Raw genomic sequence first — 16969 nt, forward strand, 5'->3', positions numbered from 1 at the left:
CCGCCGGAACCGGCCCCGGTGCAGCGGGTGCGATCTCAGTCGTTCCCCTGCTGCGCGGAGTCCTCCGGGGACTGCGCCTCGTCCGCGCCCAGTGTATCCAGCAGCGCCCGGTCCTTGACGTCCAGGGCCTCCGGTGGCAGCGCCGCCAGCAGGTCCGGGCGGCGTTCGCTCGTGCGCCGCAGCGCCTCATCGCGGCGCCACCGCGCGATCGCGGCGTGGTTGCCGGAACGCAGCACGTCCGGCACGGCACGCCCGCGCCACACCTCCGGGCGGGTGTAGCTGGGGCCTTCGAGCAGGCCGTCGGAGAAGGAGTCCTGCTCCGCGGAGGCGGGATTGCCCAGCACGCCCGGCAGCAACCGGGCCACCGACTCGATCATGGTCAGCGCCGCGACCTCACCGCCGACCAGCACGTAGTCGCCGATGGAGACCTCTTCGACCGGCATCCGGCCGGCCGCGTCCTCGACCACCCGCTCGTCGATGCCCTCGTAGCGGCCGCAGGCGAACACCAGCCACGGTTTCGCCGCCCAGCGGACCCCCGTCGACTGCGTGAACGGACGCCCCGCCGGCGTCGGCACGACCAGCGTCGGCTGCTCCGCGCCGGAACCGCACACCGCGTCCAGGGCTTCGCCCCACACGTCCGGTTTCATCACCATTCCCGGACCGCCGCCGTAGGGGCTGTCGTCCACTGCGCGGTGCACGTCGTGGGTCCAGTCCCGCAGGTCGTGCACCCCGACGGAGATCTTCTCGCGTTCGATCGCCTTGCCCAGCAACGCCTGCCGCAACGGGGCCAGGTACTCGGGAAAGATGGAAATGACGTCAATGCGCAACGCTTGCGTTCCTTAGCGCTGGATGGCCTGACCTGCTCGGTCAGCCTTCGAGCAGCCCCTCCGGCGGGTCGAGCACGACCCTGCCCTGGGCGAGATCGACCTCGGGCACGATCTCGGAGACGAACGGCACGAGCTTCTCCTCGTCCTGCGGCGTACCCACGGACAGCAGCTCGCCGGCCGGGGTGTGCAGCACTTCGCGCACCACGCCGACCTCTTCGCCGGTCACCAGGACCACGCGGAGCCCTTCCAGCTCGTGGTCGTGGAACTCGTCCGGATCCGCGGTGGGTTCGAGCTCGTCCGAACCCACCGTCAGCAGCGATCCGCGCAACTGCTCGGCCGCCTCGCGGCCGGAGACTTCCTCGAAAACGACCAGCAGCCGCCCGGCGTGCGGCCGGGCGGCTGCGACGGTGAGCGTGGCCGGGGCGGCCGTCGCCCGGCGCTGGACGCCGAGCACCGCGCCCGGCGCGAACCGCAGCTCGGGGCTGTCGGTGCGCACCTCGACGACGACCTCGCCGCGCACGCCGTGCGACTTGACGACCTTGCCCACGGCCAGCGCAGGACCGCTCATGGTCAACGGTCGGTGTCGACCACGTCGACCCGGATGCCGCGACCGCCGATGCCGGAGATCACGGTGCGCAGCGCGGTCGCCGTGCGACCGCCGCGACCGATGACCTTGCCGAGGTCGTCCGGGTTCACGTGGACTTCCAGGGTGCGGCCGCGCCGAGTCGTGAGGAGCTGGACGCGGACGTCGTCGGGGTTGTCGACGATGCCGCGCACCAGGTGTTCGAGCGCGTCCGCTAGGACCGTCACGCCTGGCCGTCCTCGGACTTCTGCTCCTCGGCGGCGGCTTCGGCGGTGTCCGCCTCGGCCTTCTTGCCGCCCTTCTTCTTGGGCGTGACGGCCTCGGTGGTCGGTTCCTCACCGGCGGCCGCGAGCGCGGCGTTGAACAGGTCCTGCTTGGAAGGCTTGGCCTCCGGCGTCTTCAGCGTGCCCTCGGCGCCCGGCAGGCCCTTGAACTTCTGCCAGTCACCGGTGACCTCCAGGATGGCCTGCACCGGCTCGGTCGGCTGCGCGCCGACGCCCAGCCAGTACTGCGCCCGATCCGAGTTGACCTCGATGCGGCTCGGGTTCTCCTTCGGGTGGTACTGCCCGATCGTCTCGATGTCCCGGCCGTTCCGGCGGGTGCGCGCGTCGGCGACGATGATGCGGTAGTGCGGCTCGCGGACCTTACCGATCCGCGCCAGCTTGATCTTCACAGCCACGGGTGCTGGTGCTCCTCAGACTCTCGTTCGTGCTCGGGGAGCATGTCGAGCCGTGTGGGGAAAACGGTGTTCCATGCTCATACGTAGACGGCCGCGGACGGTGAGAGGGACCGCCGCACAGCGAACAGTCGACAATTGTGCCAGACGCCGGTTTCCCCGCCGCAGCAGGCTCCCGGCGGCCTAACCGAGAACGCCGAGCGAGAGCAGCAGCAGACCCAGCGCGGGCAGGAAGTTGTTCACCTGGTGCGCGACCACGCTGGCGGTGAGGCGGCCGGTGAGCATCCGCGCCACGCCTATCGGTACCGCGATCACCAGCAGCAGCGCGGTCCGCTCCGGCTCCAGGTGCCCGATCGCGAACAGCGCCGTGCACAGCACGAAAGCGCTGATCTGGCTCCACCGCAGCCGGTCCATCGCGCCCCACAGCAGGCCCCGGTACAGCAGCTCCTCGCAGATCGGCGCGATCAGCCACACGTGTAGGAACAGCAGCACCGCCAGCGAAGGCGACAGCCGCACCCCGTCCAGCAGGCTGCTCACGGTCGAAGTGGCGTTGTCCGGGCCGACCCAGCGGATCCAGATCATCGAAGCCGCGGTCGTGGTGATCATGCCGAAGGCGCCGACGGTCAGCCCGGTCCGGATGTCCCACCAGTGCAGGTTCAGCCCGAAGTCCAGCCGCGGCCCGTTCCCGCGCAGCACCGTGATCAGCACCGCGACCGCGCCGGAGAGCAACGTCGGCACCATCATCATCAACACGATCAGGGGGCCGTCACCGCTCGGCTTCCCGTAGATCGCGGGCAGCACCACCGAAGTCAGGATGAACACGGCTTCGGCGAAGAAGAACGCGCCGAAGCCCCAGCGGTGATCGGGCCGGGCGGAGCCGGGACGGTCGGCTTGCGCGGTCGCGCTCGCGGAAGCGGTGGTTCCCGCGCCTCCGGCCTCCGCCGCGCCGTCGGGGAAGTCGGGGTTCGGTACCTGCACGGGCGCCTCCGTCTCGGGCGAACGGCATCCGGGTCGCTCGCGGCGGGCCATGGCGGAACCGCCAGATTACCTTCGCGCTTTCCTGCCGAGCATCCGAAATCGGATGCGGGTCAGCCGACGACCGCGCCCCGCAGCACGATGCGCCGAGGATGCCGCAACGCCGCGAGGTCCTTGCGGGGATCGTCGTCGTAGCACAGCAAATCGGCCACCGCGCCGTGCTGCAAGCCCCCGTACCCGAGCCATTCCCGGGCCGACCAGGACGCCGTGCCCAACGCTTCCTCCGCGGAGAGCCCTACGCGGTGCAGCGCGAGCACTTCGTCGACGAGCACGCCGTGCTCGATGCCGCCGCCCGCGTCGGTTCCCGCGTAGACCGGCACGCCGGCTTCGACCGCCTTGGCCACGGTCGCGTCGCCGCGCTCGTACAGCGCGGTCATGTGCGCGGCGTAGTCGGGGTACTTGCTCGCCGAAGCGGCGAACGACGGGAAGTTCTCGATGTTGACCAGCGTCGGCACCAGCGCGGTGCCGTGCCGGGCCATCAGCTCCACGGTGTCGTCGGTGAGCCCGGTGCCGTGCTCGATGCAGTCGATGCCCGCTCGCAACAGGCCCGGCAGCGCTTCTTCGCCGAAGACGTGCGCGGTGACGCGGGCGCCGTGCGCGTGCGCGACCTCGATCGCTTCGGTCAGCGCCCCGTCGCTCCACAGCGGGGCGAGGTCCCCTGCGGAGCGGTCGATCCAGTCCCCGACCAGCTTGACCCAGCCGTCGCCGTACTCGGCCTGCTCGGCCACGGCGCGCGGCAGCTCGGACTCGTCCTCGAGCTGGTCGGCCAGGTACGGGATGTAGCGCTTCGGCTTCGCCAGGTGCCGCCCGGCGCGGATGATCCGCGGAAGGTCGGTGCGCTCCTGCAGCGGCCGGGTGTCGATCGGCGCGCCGCAGTCGCGGATGAGCAGCGTGCCCGCGTCCCGATCGGTCTCGGCCTGCTGCACGGCAACGTCGAGTTCCACCGGGCCTTCCGGCCCGATGCCGACGTGGCAGTGCGCGTCCACCAGGCCCGGCAGCACGTAGCCGCCGTCGAACACGGTCGTCGCGCCCGGAATCGGCTGATGACTGATCAGACCGTCCTGCAGCCAGAGGTCACCGGTCTCACCGCCGGGCAGCAGGACCCCGCGCAGGTGCAGCGCCGCGCTCATTTCTTCTTCTTGCCGCCGAAGTTCAGCTTGGACGGGTCGAAGCCCGATGGCAGCTCGTTGAGCCCGCCCTCCAGCTTGGACATGTCGGGACCGCCCGCACCGCCGGGCGGCAGCCCGGGCATTCCGCCGGGCATCCCGCCCGGCATCCCCTTCATGCCCTTCGGCGGCGTCGGGCCCTTGTTCTTGCCCTTGCGGTTCTTGCCCTTGCCCTTCTTGCCCTTCTTGCCGCCACCGCCGCCGCCGAAGCCGCCGAACTGGCCGGCCATCGACTGCATCATCTTGCGGGCTTCGAAGAACCGGTTCACCAGATCGTTGATGTCGCTGACGTTGACCCCGGAACCGCGGGCGATGCGCTGCCTGCGCGAGGCGTTGATGATCTTCGGGTCGTCCCGTTCGGCAGGCGTCATGCCGCGGATGATGGCCTGCAGCCGGTCCAGGTGCTTCTCGTCGAAGTTGGCCAGCTGGTCCTTCATGCCGTTCGCGCCCGGCAGCATCCCGAGCAGGTTCTGCAGCGGCCCCATCTTGCGGACCGCCTGCATCTGCTCCAGGAAGTCCTCCAGGGTCAGCTGCCCGGAGCCGAGCTTGGCCGCGGCCTGCTCGGCCTGGTCGGCGTCGAACGCCTGCTCCGCCTGCTCGATCAGGGTGAGCATGTCGCCCATGCCGAGGATCCGGCTGGCCATCCGGTCGGGGTGGAAGACGTCGAAGTCCTCCAGCTTCTCCCCGTTGGAGGCGAACATGATGGGCTGGCCGGTGACCTGCCGGACCGACAGCGCGGCACCACCGCGGGCGTCGCCGTCCAGCTTCGTGAGCACCACGCCGGAGAAGCCGACGCCGTCGCGGAACGCCTCGGCGGTGCTGACCGCGTCCTGGCCGATCATGGCGTCGACCACGAACATGATCTCGTCGGGGCTGACCGCGTCCCGGATGTCCGCGGCCTGCTGCATCATCTCCTCGTCGACGCCGAGCCGGCCGGCGGTGTCGACGATGACCACGTCGTGCTGGGCGCGCTTGGCCTCGTCCAGGCTGCCGCGGGCCACCCCGATCGGATCGCCGACGCCGTTGCCCGGCTCCGGCGCGAACACCGGCACGCCCGCGCGCTCACCCACGACCTGGAGCTGGTTGACCGCGTTCGGCCGCTGCAGGTCGCACGCCGCCAGCATCGGGGTGTGGCCCTGGCCGGCGAGCCACTTGGCGAGCTTGCCCGCGAGCGTGGTCTTGCCGGAGCCCTGCAGCCCGGCCAGCAGGATCACGGTGGGCGGGTTCTTGGCGTACTCCAGGCGGCGGGTCTCGCCGCCGAGGATGCTTACCAGCTCCTCGTTGACGATCTTGATGACCTGCTGGGCCGGGTTCAGCGCGGCGGAGACCTCCGCTCCCTTGGCCCGGTCCTTGACACCCGCGATGAACGCGCGCACCACCGGCAGCGCCACGTCGGCTTCCAGCAGGGCGATGCGGATCTCCCGCGCCGTGGCGTCGATGTCGGCGTCCGAGAGCCGGCCCTTGCCGCGCAGGTTCTGCAGGACCGAGGTGAGCCGGTCGCTAAGGGTGTCGAACACGGGTTCTCGCCGCTCCTGAGTCGAGTGAGGTACCTGAGCGCACCAGGCACCCGAGTGCTGCGGTACCTGAATACTTGGGATCGAGGGTAACCGGACCGCGCCCGCCCGAGGAGAACCGGCGGCCCGGAACGCCGCACCAGCAGCGGCGTTCCGGGCCGGGTCGGTTTCACGCGTGCTGCACAGCCGCAGCGCGCGGACTTGTTTCCGGCGGCGAGGACGCTCTCACGTCCTCGCCGGGATCAGGCGCGGTCCCGCGGGCGCTTGCTGGGACCGCGACCCGACTGCGGTGCGCGCTGTCCCTTGCGGGGCGGCCGGGGCTTGTCGCCGCGTCCGCCGCCGGGCCGCGGCCCGCGCCGGGCGAGCACTTCGCCGTCCGCGCGGCTGATCCGCAGCCCGCGCCCGGCGACCTGGGTCTTGCGCAGCTTGCGCAGCATCTCCTCGGGCAGCTCGGCGGGCAGCTCGACGAGCGTGTGGGCGTCGCGGATGTCGATGTGCCCGATGTGCTTGCTGTGCAGCCCGCCCTCGTTGGCCAGCGCGCCGACCAGCGCGCTGGGCGTCACGCGGTTCCGGCGGCCCACCTCGACGCGGTACGTGTCGGTCTCCGGACCGGCCGGTTCGAACCCGCCGCCGCGGTTGCGGCGCTGCTTGTCCGGCTCCGGGTCCGGTTCCAGCAGCAGCGGGCGGTCGCCCTGCACCATGCTCGCCAGCGCCGCCGCGACCTGGGTGGCGGGCACCTCGTGGTTGCGCTCGTACTCCTCGACGAGGTTCTGGAACAGCTCCAGGTTGCCCTTCTGCAGCGTGTCGCTGATGTTCTGGGCGAACTTGGCGAGCCGCTGGTCGTTGACCGCGTCGACGGTCGGCAGGTCCATCTGCTCGATGCTCTGGCGGGTGGCCTTCTCGATGGAGCGCAGCATGTGCCGCTCACGCGGGGAGACGAACAGGATCGCCTCGCCGCTGCGCCCGGCGCGGCCGGTGCGCCCGATGCGGTGCACGTAGGACTCGCTGTCGTGCGGGATGTCGTAGTTGAGCACGTGCGAGATGCGTTCGACGTCCAGCCCGCGGGCGGCCACGTCGGTCGCGACCAGCACGTCGATGCGGCCCTCGCGCAGGTGGCCGATGGTTCGTTCGCGCTGCGCCTGCGGCACGTCGCCGTTGATCGCCGCGGCGTTGAACCCGGCGGTCTGCAGCTTCTCCGCGAGTTCCTCGGTGAGCTGCTTGGTGCGCGCGAACACGATCATCGCGTCGAACTTCTCGACTTCGAGGATGCGGGTCAGCGCGTCCATCTTCTGCGGGCCGCGCACCGGGACGTAGCGCTGGCTGATGTTGGTGGCGGTGCTGGTGCTGGTCTTGACCGAGATCTCCACCGGCTCGCGCAGGTAGGACTGGCTGATCTTGCGGATCGCGCCCGGCATGGTCGCCGAGAACAGCGCCACCTGCCGCTGCTGCGGCACCGACTGCAGGATCCGCTCGACGTCCTCGATGAAGCCCATCCGCAGCATCTCGTCGGCCTCGTCGAGCACCAGGTGGTTCAGCGCGCTGAGGTTCAGCGAGCCCTTGTCGAGATGGTCGATCAGCCGGCCGGGCGTGCCGACGACGACGTGCGCGCCGCGCTTGAGCCCGGCCAGCTGCGGGCCGTAGCTCTGGCCGCCGTAGATCGGCAGCACGTGGAAGCCGGGCAGGTGCTTGGCGTAGCGCTCGAACGCCTCGGCCACCTGGATCGCCAGCTCGCGGGTGGGCGCGAGCACCAGCGCCTGCGGGCCGGGGGCGTCCAGGTCGATGCGGCTGAGGATGGGCAGCGCGAACGCGGCGGTCTTGCCGGTGCCGGTCTGCGCGAGGCCCATCACGTCGTGGCCGTCCAGCAGCGGCGGGATGGTCTGCGCCTGGATCGGGGACGGGTTCTCGTAGCCCAGTTCGCCGAGCACCTTGCGCACCAGCGGGTCGAGCGCGAGGGCGTCGAAGCCGTTCCGGCTCGCGGCCTGGTCCGTCTGCTCGGCCTGCTCGGCCTGGTCAGCTTGCTCGGTCTGCTCGGCCTGGTCAGCTTGCTCGGTCTGCTCGGCCGGTTCCGGATCGGTTGCGGGAGCGGTTTCCGCTGCGGCCGGTTCGGCTTGCGCGGACTCAGCGGGCTGAGCGGATTCCGCTGTTCCGGGGGTTTCCGCGGCTTCCGCGGCGGTCGCGGTCGCGTCCGGCGCCGCCGGTGCTTCGGCGATCGCGGCCGGGAATTCCGCTGCCCGGTCGGAAATTACGTCCTCGGTTCGAGACATGGATGTAGCGAGTCTCCTCGGTCGGTGGTGGCCAGGGGCTGAACGGATGCGTCACACGGCCCTGCACCGCCGGCGTGCCCGCGGCGAGGCGCAACAGTCAGGTCCGAACGCAGCTCCGCCATCGACACCCGAGGGGCAGACGCCCGAGGGGCACGGGAGGTGCTGCTAGCGCAACTCAAGCCGCGCACACCTGGCACGCACACACACTGTTGCCAGTCACTCGCAGCTCGCTGTCTCAGCCAAGTGCGGCGTCGTACCGCCGCACCGTCACCGACCAGGATAGCGATCACCCCGCCCCGGCCCCGCACCCACCCGCGCCTTCGGGACGAATCTCACCTCGGCGTTCGCAGCTCGAGCCCGCGCTCGATGTCCTTGCGGGTGAACAAGAGCACATGCTGCCAACCCCGCAGCCGTCCGCCCGCGAGCAGCGTCCGATGCACTCGGTACGCCCGATGCACGTGCAGCCGGAACGCGCGGCTGCGGATCAGCCTCCCCCGCGCCTCCTGGCCCGCCAGCGCTTCTTCCGGGCCGACGTGCAACCACACCAGCAAGCGGGGCCGCACGGTCAGCACGGCGAACAGCACGAGCATGAGCCGGGTGCCGCCGCGGGTCGACGGCTCGTGCGCCACGACCAGGCCGCGCGCGGTGCAGCAGAACCAGGCGATGCGCGCGCGGTGCACGGCGTGCACCAGCGGCCGGTACCAGCGGTAGGGCAGCTGCGCGGGCAGCGCGGCACGCAGCCGGGCGCGGACCTGCTCGGAGTCGAGCACGACGGTTCCCACGGGAGCGGTGAGCCTGCGCAGCAGGGTGCTCTTGCCGGCTCCGGGCAGACCCGCGAGGACCACGAGGGCGCGGCGGGGCACGCGCACTGCGGGAGGTGGTCCCGCCGTTGCGGCGGACTCGTCCGGAATGTCCACGACCCGGCCAGGCTACGCGCAACGGATCTTGGCCGGAGCGAGCGGTCGCCGCCGTGGAAGCAGTCCCCGGGCGGCTCGCCCCCCTCGCGCGAGCCGCCCAGGGCTCCCCCATCCACCCCCAGGTCAGCCGGGTCGTCCCCCAGCGACGACCCGGTTCCCGACCCCCGGTCGCTCGTCCCCCAGCACGAGCGACCGCGCCGAGAGCGGTCCTCCGCCCACCGTCACCGGCGGTTCCCCCGGAGATCTCCGCCTCGGCACGGGCAGAAGTCTGCCGGTCCGGGCGGGCCCCGGTGACCCGTGAACCCCCGTGAGTACGGGTGCGTAGTGCTACGCATCCGCTTTGCGTGGTCTCCCGGGCAACCGCGCGAAAGCGCCGGGCGCGGACCTTTCGGCCCGCGCCCGGCGCGGTGTTGTGCGGCGGCAGGCTCAGATCGCGTCGTTGCCCGTTTCCCCGGTTCGCACCCGGGTGACGGAGTCGATCGCGGTGACCCAGACCTTGCCGTCGCCGACGCGGCCGGTGCGGGCGGCGGTCACGATGCCTTCGACGACGTCGTCCACTGCGGACTCCTCGGCCAGCACTTCCACGCGGGACTTCGGCACGAAGTCCACCGCGTACTCGGCGCCCCGGTAGACCTCGGTGTGGCCCTTCTGCCTGCCGTAGCCCTGCGCGTCGCTGACGGTCATACCCAGCACGCCCAGTCGGGCCAGCGCTTCCTGCAACGGCTCCAGCCGGTCCGGCTGGACGATCGCGGTGACCAGCTTCATGGGTGGCTGCCCTCCAGCTCGCGTTCGGCGTCGTCGGCGCGCAACGGCGAGCGGGCGGAACGCCCGTCGCCGAAGTGGTACGCGGATTCGGCGTGCTCGGTTTCGTCGATGCCTTCGGCCTCGTCGTCCGGGCTCAGCCGGAATCCGACGAGCGCCTTGACGAGGTAGGCAAGCAGCAAGCTCAGCACGAACGAGTAGATCAGCACCGCGACAGCGCCCACGGCCTGCCGCCACAGCTGGTCGAAACCACCGCCGTAGAGCAGCCCGTCCACCCCGGCGGGTGCCGAAGCGGAGGCGAAGAACCCGACCAGCAGAGTGCCGACCAGGCCGCCGACCAGGTGCACCCCGACCACGTCGAGCGAGTCGTCGTAGCGCAGCTTGTACTTCAGGCTCAGCGCCAGCGCGCACACCGCACCGGTGATCGCACCGACCGCGATGGCGCCCAGCGGGGTGACCGAGGAGCAGGCCGGGGTGATCGCGACCAGGCCGGCGATGATTCCGGAGGCGGCGCCGAGGGTGGTGGCGTGCCCGTCGCGCAGCCGCTCCACCAGCAACCAGCCCAGCATCGCGGCGCTGGTGGCGACCAGCGTGTTGACCAGCACCACGGCCGCAGTGCTGTCGGCGGCCAGCGCGGAGCCGCCGTTGAAGCCGAACCAGCCGAACCACAGCAGTCCGGCACCGAGCACCACGAACGGCAGGTTGTGCGGTTTGCCCGCCTGCTTCGGCCAGCCGGTGCGCCTGCCCAGCACCATCGTCAGCGCGAGCGCGGCGGCCCCCGCGTTGATGTGCACCGCGGTGCCGCCTGCGAAGTCGATGGCGGCGAGCCGGTTGGCGATCCAGCCGCCGACGGCGGTCACGTTGCCCGCGGCATCGGTCTCGTCGAACGCGAAGACCCAGTGCGCGACCGGGAAGTAGACCACGGCGGCCCACAGCGCGGCGAACAGCAGCCACGGGCCGAAGCGGGCGCGGTCGGCGATCGCGCCGGAGATCAGCGCGACCGTGAGGATCGCGAACATCGCCTGGAACCCGGCGAAGACCAGCGTCGGGATGGTGCCGGAAAGTTCATCCGGCCCGAGCAGGCCGCCGAGCCCGAAGAGTTCGGCGGGGTTTCCGAGCAGGCCCAGCCCGCCGAGGTCGGAGCCGAACGCCGCGGAGTACCCGAACAGCACCCACAGGACTCCGACGACCCCGATGCTGCCGAGGCTCATCATGAGCATGTTGAGCACACCGCGGGTGCGCACCATGCCGCCGTAGAAGAACGCCAGCCCAGGTGTCATGAGCAGTACGAGTGCCGCGCTGATCAGCACCCATGCGGTATCGCCTGAATTCACGTCGCCTCCCCGTGCGTACCGAGTCGAGCCCGCATCCTGGGGAAGGCGTGTTTCAAGTGTCCGGTTCTGCTGTTTCGCGGCCGTGAACCTTGGGCCGCGCGGTGTTACGGCGCGGTTGTCCCGTCACCGGCATGTTGCGCGCCGATCACCGACGGCACCTGCCGATCCCGGCCCGCGACCGCCCCGAGCACCGTTTCCCCAGCGCAGCAAACCATCAGCAGCACCAGGGGGACGCTCCAGCCGCCGGTGGCTCCGTGCAGCACTCCGATCAGCAGCGGACCGGTCGCCGCGATCAGGTATCCGGCGCCTTGCGCCATGCCGGACAGCGCGACCGTGGTGTCGCTGTCCGGGGCGCGGAGCCCGAACAACGTCAGCGCCAAACCGAACGCGGCGCCCTGCGCCAAGCCGAGCACGACGGTGGCGGTCCAAACCACGGCAGTCCCGGGGGCGAGCAGTACCCCGGCGAAACCGAGCGCGGTGAGCACTCCCAACGCCATGGCCACCCAGCGCTGGTCCCGCAACCGGCGGCACAGCACCGGGACCGTCAACGATCCGAGCGCCTGCACCGCGGCCTGCACACCGAGCAGCGCCCCGGCCGCTTCGGCGGACATGCCCTGGCTCTGCGCCATCGAAGGCAACCACCCGAACACGACGTAGGCCATCAGTGACTGGGCACCCATGAAGCCGGTGACCTGCCAGGCCAGCCGGTTGCGCCACAGCAGTCCGGGCCGCACGACCCGCTGCCTGCTCACCGCACCGCGAAGGGCGAACGCGCACAGCAGCAGTGCCAGCAGCACCGGCACCGCCAGCAGGCCCAGCGGCAGCCGCCATGCGGAACCGAGCGCTCCGCCGAGCGGCACCACCACGCTCGCGGCCAGCGCTCCGCCGAGCGTGAGGCACATCGTGTACAGCGCGGTCACGCCCGGCACGCGGCTCGGGAAGTCCCGTTTGATCACGCCGGGAAGAGCGACGTTGGCGACCGCGATGCCCGCGCCGACCACGACGGTGCCCCCCACCAGCGCCCAAACCGACCCCGCGGCGCGCAGCAGGTTGCCCGCCAGCAGCACCACGAGGCAGCCGACGAGCACTCGTTCATCGCCGAAGCGCTGCCGCAACCGCGGCGCGACGAACGCGAAAACTCCCAGGCACACCGGCGGAAGCGTGGTCAGCACGCCGCCGAAGGTGCTGGAGAGGCCGAGGTCTCCGAGGATCCGATCGAGCACCGGGGCCACGGCCGTCACCGGCGGCCGCAGCGCCAACGCCACCAGCACGACCAGCACCGAGGTTCCGATCGCGAACCGTTCCCGCAGCTGCGTCGTCACGGCACGAAGTGGAACACGCCGATGCGTTGCGCGGAATGGCTCGGGCGCTCGTGATCGTCACCGCGGCCGGGCGAGTTCCGCGGCCGGTACTTCGCGCAGGTTCAGCTCAGCAGCGCGTCGACGAACGCGGCGGGCTCGAACGGTGCCAGGTGGTCCGCGCCTTCGCCGAGACCGACGAGCTTCACCGGCACGCCGAGCTCGCGCTGCACCTGGAACACGATGCCGCCCTTGGCGGTGCCGTCCAGCTTGGTCAGCACGATGCCGGTCACGTCCACCACGTCGGAGAACACCCGCGCCTGCGCGAGGCCGTTCTGGCCGGTGGTCGCGTCCAGCACCAGCAGCACCTCGTCGACCTGGGCGCGCTTTTCCACCACCCGCTTGACCTTGCCGAGTTCGTCCATCAGCCCGGTCTTGGTGTGCAGCCGGCCCGCGGTGTCGACCAGCACGGCATCCACCCCGCTGTCCGTGGCGCGGGAGACGGACTCGAACGCGACGCTGGCCGGGTCCTGTCCCTCGTTGCCGCGCACCACCTCGGCGCCGACCCGGTCGCCCCAGGTGCCGAGCTGTTCGACAGCGGCGGCGCGGAACGTGTCGGCCGCGCCCAGCAGCACCTTGCGGCCGTCGGCGACCAGCACCCGGGCGAGTTTGCCGGTGGTGGTGGTCTTGCCGGTGCCGTTCACGCCGACGACCAGCAACACGGCGGGCTTGCCGCCGTCGGCCGGGTCGCCGTGCGGCAGGGCGCGCACGGAACGTTCCTGCTCGGTGGACAGCGCGTCGATCAGCACTTCGCGCAGCAGCGCCCGCGCGTCGTCGGCGGTGCGCACGCCGCGGGAGGCGATCTCGGTGCGGAGCCGTTCGACGATCTCGGTGGTGGTGGCCGCGCCGAGGTCGGCCATCAGCAGCGTGTCCTCGACCTCTTCCCAGGAGTCCTCGTCGAGGTCGCCCGCGCCGAGCAAGCCCAGCAGGCCCTGGCCGAACGTGGAGCGGGAGCGGGACAGCCTGCCGCGGAGGCGTTCCAGCCTGCCGGTGGTCGGCTCGATCTCCTCGACCTGTTCGGGGGCGGCCGGAGCCGGTTCCGGCGGTGCCTCGACGCGGCCCTGGTCGGGGACTTCGGCGGGGGCGGTCGTGTCCGAGGTTCCTGCTGCGGTCTCGTCGGTGGTGGCCGCACCCGTGGACGCGGTGCTGCCTGCCGGTTCGGCGGTTCCGGTGGCGTCTTCGGTGGTGTCCGCGGCGGTGTCGGCCGGCTGGACCGCCGCGTCGGTCGTTGCCGCGTCGGTCGTGGCCGGTTCCGCGGTCGCGGTACCCGGGTCGGGCTCCTCGACGGCCGTCGCGTCCGCCGAAGGTTCGCGCGGCGTCCCCGTCTCGGCCTCGACCTCGGTCTCGGTCGGCAGCGGCACGTCCACGATGCCGCGCCGTTGGGTGTCCCTGGGCACGGCGGCGTCGTCGCCGACAGCGGGCTGGCCCTCGGTTTCGGTGCGCTCCTCGACCGGATGTTCCGCGGGCGCAGTGGCCGCGCCACCGCTGGAGAGGCTGATACCGCCGCCCGCCTGGTAGCCGCCACCGGTTTGGGAACCGCCGCCCGCTACCTGTCCGTCCTGCCGCTGCGCCTCCTGATCACGCAGGCTGATCCGGCGCCTGCGGGCCAGCAGCACGCCGGTGACCACGGCGAGCACCAACACCACGAAGACGACGACGGCGATCAGAATCAGGTTCGAGGTGGACACCGGTCCATCCTCGCACCTGCGGATTCCGCTGGTGGAGGAGCCCCGCGGTGGGCGATTGACCAACAATGCGGCGAACTCGCTTGCGTCCCACGGCAGGGTGCAATAGACCACTGGGCATGTCCGCCAACCGGGTCGTCGGCTTGATCTCCGGAACGTCGATGGACGGCATCGACGTCGCGGTGGCCGAGCTGAACCCGGACACGGCCGGAGAGGTCCAGCTGCGGCCGCTCGGCTGCACCGAGCTCCCCTACCCGCCGCGACTGCGGGAACGGCTGCTGGCCGCACTGCCTCCGCAGCCGTGCGACGCGCGGGAGCTGTGCGTGCTCGACACCGAGGTCGGACGCGCGTTCGCGCAGGCCGCCCGCCAAGGCATCGCCGAGTTCGGACCGGCGGACCTCGTCGCCTCGCTCGGCCAGACGCTCTACCACTGGGTCGATGCCGGGCGCGCCCGCGGCACCTTCCAGCTGGGCCAGCCCGCCTGGATCGCCGAGGCCACCGGACTCCCGGTGGTCGCCGACCTGCGCGCCCGCGACGTCGCCGCAGGCGGGCACGGCGCTCCGCTGGCGGGCGTGCTGGACGCGCTGTGGCTGGCCGACCGGCCCGGCCCCGGCGTGGCGCTGAACATCGGCGGCATCGCCAACATCACCGTCGTGGGCGGGCCGGAACCGCTCGCGTACGACACCGGTCCGGGCAACGCGCTGCTCGACGCAGCGGCCGCCGAGGTCACCGGCGGCGCCGCGAACAGCGACGTCGGCGGCGAGCTGGCCGCGCGCGGGCAGGTGCACGACGAGTTGCTCGCGAACCTGCTGGCCGACCCCTATTACGCGGCCGCGGCGCCGAAATCGACCGGCAAGGAGCACTTCAACGCCGACTACCTGCGGCGAGCCGTGCACGACCTGCGGATCTCCGGACCGGACCTGCTGGCCACCCTCACCCGGCTGACCGCCACCACCGTCGCCACCGCCTGCCGCGAGAACGGCGCCCGGCAGGTGATCGCCTCCGGCGGCGGAGTCCGCAACCCGGTGCTGATGGACGCGCTGCGCCGCGAACTCGGCGCGATCGAACTGCGCACCAGCGACGAACTCGGGCTGCCCGCGCACGGCAAGGAGGCGTACCTGGCGGCGCTGCTGGGCTGGCTGACCTGGCACGGGCTGCCGGGCAACGTGCCGGGAACCACCGGCGCGGACCCGCGGCCACTCGGCTCGATCACGCCCGGCACCGGACCGCTGCACCTTCCGGAACCCGCCGCACCGGTGCGGCGCCTGCGCATCACCGACCACCCCACGACGAATTCACAGGAGGGCGAATGCGGTCCGTCGATCTCATCGTGATCGGGGTGTACCTGATCGCGATGCCGTTGCTGGGCCTGCTGCTCAGCGGGCGGCAACGCAGTTCGCAGGACTACTTCGTCGGCGGCAGGAACCTGCCGTGGTGGGCGGTGTGCTTCTCCGTGGTGGCCACCGAGACCTCCACGCTGACGGTGATCAGCGTGCCGACGGTGGCCTACCTCGGCACCTTCACCTACCTGCAGCTGGCCATCGGCTACCTGATCGGCCGGATCGTGGTCGCGTTCGTGCTGCTGCCGCGCTACTACGCCGGGAACCTGGTCAGCGCCTACGAGTTCCTGGGCCAGCGCTTCGGCTCCGGGCTGCAGGGCACCGCGTCGGTGACGTTCCTGATCACCCGGCTGCTCGCGGACGGGCTGCGGCTGTTCGCCACCGCGATCCCGGTGAAGGTGATGCTGGACGCCTTCGGCCTGCAGTTCTCCTACTGGCAGATCGTGCTGGTGCTCTCGATCATCACGGTGATCTACACCTACCTCGGCGGGATCAAGGCCGTGGTGTGGGTCGACGCGATCCAGATGCTGGTCTACGTCGCGGGGGCGGTGCTGACCGCGGGAGTGCTCTCGACCCGGCTACCCGGGAACTGGGCGTCCACCGCCTGGTCCGAAGGCAAGTTCCAGCTGCTGGATTTCGGTTCTTCGGTGGTCACCGAGCAGTACGCGTTCATCACCGCCGTGCTCGGCGGCGCGGTGTTCGCGATGGCCTCGCACGGTGCCGACCAGCTGATGGTGCAGCGGCTGCTGTCCTGCCGGAACCTGCGGGAGAGCCAGCTGGCGCTGATCGGCAGCGGTGTGGTGGTCGCGCTGCAGTTCGCGCTGTTCCTGTTCATCGGCACCATGCTGTGGTCGTTCCACGGCGGCGCCGCCCCGGCCGAGCTGGGCATGGCCAGCAAGGACGAGCTGTTCCCCCGGTTCATCGTGAACGAGCTGCCGCCGGGGCTGTCCGGGCTGCTGATCGCCGGCATCCTCGCCGCGGCGATGAGCACGTTGTCCTCGTCGCTGAACTCGTTGTCCACGTCCACGGTCAGCGACCTCTACCGGCGGCTGACCCGGCGCAGCGACGACGCGGGCGTGCTGCGGCTCGGCAAGATCTGGACGCTGGTGTGGGCGCTGGTGTTCGTGGTGTTCGCGTCGCTGTTCAGCAACACCGACAACCCCGTGGTGGAGCTCGGGCTGGAGATCGCCAGCTACACCTACGGCGCGCTGCTCGGCGCGTTCCTGCTGGGACTGCTGGTGCGGCGGGCGCGGCAGCTGGACGCGATCGTCGCGTTCGTGGCGACGCTGGTGGTGGTGCTGCTGGTGGCGTTGCCGATCGCGGGCGACGGGGACGCGTTGCTGATGTTCCCGGACGGCGAGGGCGGCTCGGCGACGCTGGCGTTCCCGTGGCTCACCCCGCTCGGAGTGGTCGTGACGCTGCTCGTCGGCGGCCTGCTGTCGCTGCGGAACCCGCGCCCGGCGCCCGAACCGGTCGGCTCCGCGGAGTGAGCGGAGCCGACCCGGTGG

General features: G+C 71.4%; 15 protein-coding genes. 2 read left to right on the forward strand and 13 right to left on the reverse strand.

What is annotated here, in order from left to right; all coding sequences use genetic code 11:
* Window positions 1-35: 35 nt before the first annotated feature.
* From trmD to ftsY, 13 genes are all read right to left on the reverse strand, one after another.
* The gene (trmD, locus tag INP57_RS11715; protein ID WP_200070170.1) at window positions 36-827 is read right to left on the reverse strand and encodes a tRNA (guanosine(37)-N1)-methyltransferase TrmD; all 792 of its coding nucleotides are present in this window, start codon (window positions 825-827) and stop codon (window positions 36-38) included.
* Window positions 828-867: 40 nt separating this feature from the next.
* Window positions 868-1395 carry a ribosome maturation factor RimM gene (gene rimM / locus INP57_RS11720; protein WP_200070171.1) on the reverse strand — a complete coding sequence of 176 codons (528 nt, stop codon included), beginning with the start codon at window positions 1393-1395 and terminating at the stop codon, window positions 868-870.
* 2 nt (window positions 1396-1397) lie between these two features.
* The gene (locus INP57_RS11725; RefSeq protein ID WP_009943617.1) at window positions 1398-1637 is read right to left on the reverse strand and encodes an RNA-binding protein; all 240 of its coding nucleotides are present in this window, start codon (window positions 1635-1637) and stop codon (window positions 1398-1400) included.
* Entirely contained in the window at window positions 1634-2089 is a 456-nt protein-coding gene (gene rpsP, locus INP57_RS11730; protein WP_200070172.1) for a 30S ribosomal protein S16, read from the reverse strand. Before rpsP ends, INP57_RS11725 begins: the two co-directional genes overlap by 4 nt.
* Before the next feature lie 180 nt (window positions 2090-2269).
* A complete protein-coding gene (locus INP57_RS30310; RefSeq protein WP_295149142.1) occupies window positions 2270-3064 on the reverse strand; it encodes a CPBP family intramembrane glutamic endopeptidase in 795 nt (264 codons plus the stop codon).
* A 110-nt stretch (window positions 3065-3174) separates the two neighbouring features.
* The gene (locus tag INP57_RS11740) at window positions 3175-4251 is read right to left on the reverse strand and encodes a metal-dependent hydrolase family protein (RefSeq protein ID WP_200070174.1); all 1077 of its coding nucleotides are present in this window, start codon (window positions 4249-4251) and stop codon (window positions 3175-3177) included.
* Window positions 4248-5804, reverse strand: a complete 1557-nt coding sequence (gene ffh, locus INP57_RS11745) for a signal recognition particle protein (protein WP_200070175.1) — start codon at window positions 5802-5804, stop codon at window positions 4248-4250. Before ffh ends, INP57_RS11740 begins: the two co-directional genes overlap by 4 nt.
* A 239-nt stretch (window positions 5805-6043) precedes the next feature.
* Window positions 6044-8065, reverse strand: a complete 2022-nt coding sequence (locus INP57_RS11750) for a DEAD/DEAH box helicase (RefSeq protein ID WP_233627351.1) — start codon at window positions 8063-8065, stop codon at window positions 6044-6046.
* Between the two features lie 332 nt (window positions 8066-8397).
* On the reverse strand, window positions 8398-8982 hold the full coding sequence (locus INP57_RS11755; RefSeq protein ID WP_200070176.1) for an AAA family ATPase: 585 nt from the start codon (window positions 8980-8982) through the stop codon (window positions 8398-8400).
* Between the two features lie 426 nt (window positions 8983-9408).
* Window positions 9409-9747 (reverse strand): P-II family nitrogen regulator, encoded by a 339-nt coding sequence (locus INP57_RS11760; RefSeq protein WP_200070177.1) that lies wholly within the window; start codon window positions 9745-9747, stop codon window positions 9409-9411.
* On the reverse strand, window positions 9744-11078 hold the full coding sequence (locus INP57_RS11765) for an ammonium transporter (protein WP_200070178.1): 1335 nt from the start codon (window positions 11076-11078) through the stop codon (window positions 9744-9746). The genes INP57_RS11760 and INP57_RS11765 overlap by 4 nt, the downstream gene beginning before the upstream one ends.
* A 104-nt stretch (window positions 11079-11182) precedes the next feature.
* Window positions 11183-12400 carry a CynX/NimT family MFS transporter gene (locus INP57_RS11770; protein ID WP_200070179.1) on the reverse strand — a complete coding sequence of 406 codons (1218 nt, stop codon included), beginning with the start codon at window positions 12398-12400 and terminating at the stop codon, window positions 11183-11185.
* 101 nt (window positions 12401-12501) lie between these two features.
* Window positions 12502-14124 carry a signal recognition particle-docking protein FtsY gene (gene ftsY, locus INP57_RS11775; protein WP_200070180.1) on the reverse strand — a complete coding sequence of 541 codons (1623 nt, stop codon included), beginning with the start codon at window positions 14122-14124 and terminating at the stop codon, window positions 12502-12504.
* Between the two features lie 116 nt (window positions 14125-14240).
* Here ftsY and INP57_RS11780 point away from each other — a divergent pair, with 116 nt between their 5' ends.
* Together INP57_RS11780 and INP57_RS11785 are read left to right on the forward strand one after the other, a co-directional pair.
* Entirely contained in the window at window positions 14241-15455 is a 1215-nt protein-coding gene (locus tag INP57_RS11780) for an anhydro-N-acetylmuramic acid kinase (RefSeq protein ID WP_200070181.1), read from the forward strand.
* Window positions 15431-16951 (forward strand): sodium:solute symporter, encoded by a 1521-nt coding sequence (locus INP57_RS11785; protein WP_200070182.1) that lies wholly within the window; start codon window positions 15431-15433, stop codon window positions 16949-16951. The genes INP57_RS11780 and INP57_RS11785 overlap by 25 nt, the downstream gene beginning before the upstream one ends.
* The last annotated feature ends 18 nt before the right edge of the window (window positions 16952-16969 follow it).

Origin of the sequence: Saccharopolyspora galaxeae, assembly GCF_016526145.1 — a bacterium.
Classification (GTDB): Bacteria; Actinomycetota; Actinomycetes; order Mycobacteriales; family Pseudonocardiaceae; genus Saccharopolyspora_C; species Saccharopolyspora_C galaxeae.

Bases quoted from the DNA above. Each gene is read 5' to 3' on its own strand.
- INP57_RS11740 (WP_200070174.1), bottom strand. From the start codon at position 4,251: ATGAGCGCGGCGCTGCACCTGCGCGGGGTCCTGCTGCCCGGCGGTGAG.
- INP57_RS11760 (WP_200070177.1), bottom strand. From the start codon at position 9,747: ATGAAGCTGGTCACCGCGATCGTCCAGCCGGACCGGCTGGAGCCGTTG.
- rimM (WP_200070171.1), bottom strand. From the start codon at position 1,395: ATGAGCGGTCCTGCGCTGGCCGTGGGCAAGGTCGTCAAGTCGCACGGC.
- INP57_RS11785 (WP_200070182.1), top strand. From the start codon at position 15,431: ATGCGGTCCGTCGATCTCATCGTGATCGGGGTGTACCTGATCGCGATG.
- INP57_RS11780 (WP_200070181.1), top strand. From the start codon at position 14,241: ATGTCCGCCAACCGGGTCGTCGGCTTGATCTCCGGAACGTCGATGGAC.
- INP57_RS11750 (WP_233627351.1), bottom strand. From the start codon at position 8,065: ATGTCTCGAACCGAGGACGTAATTTCCGACCGGGCAGCGGAATTCCCG.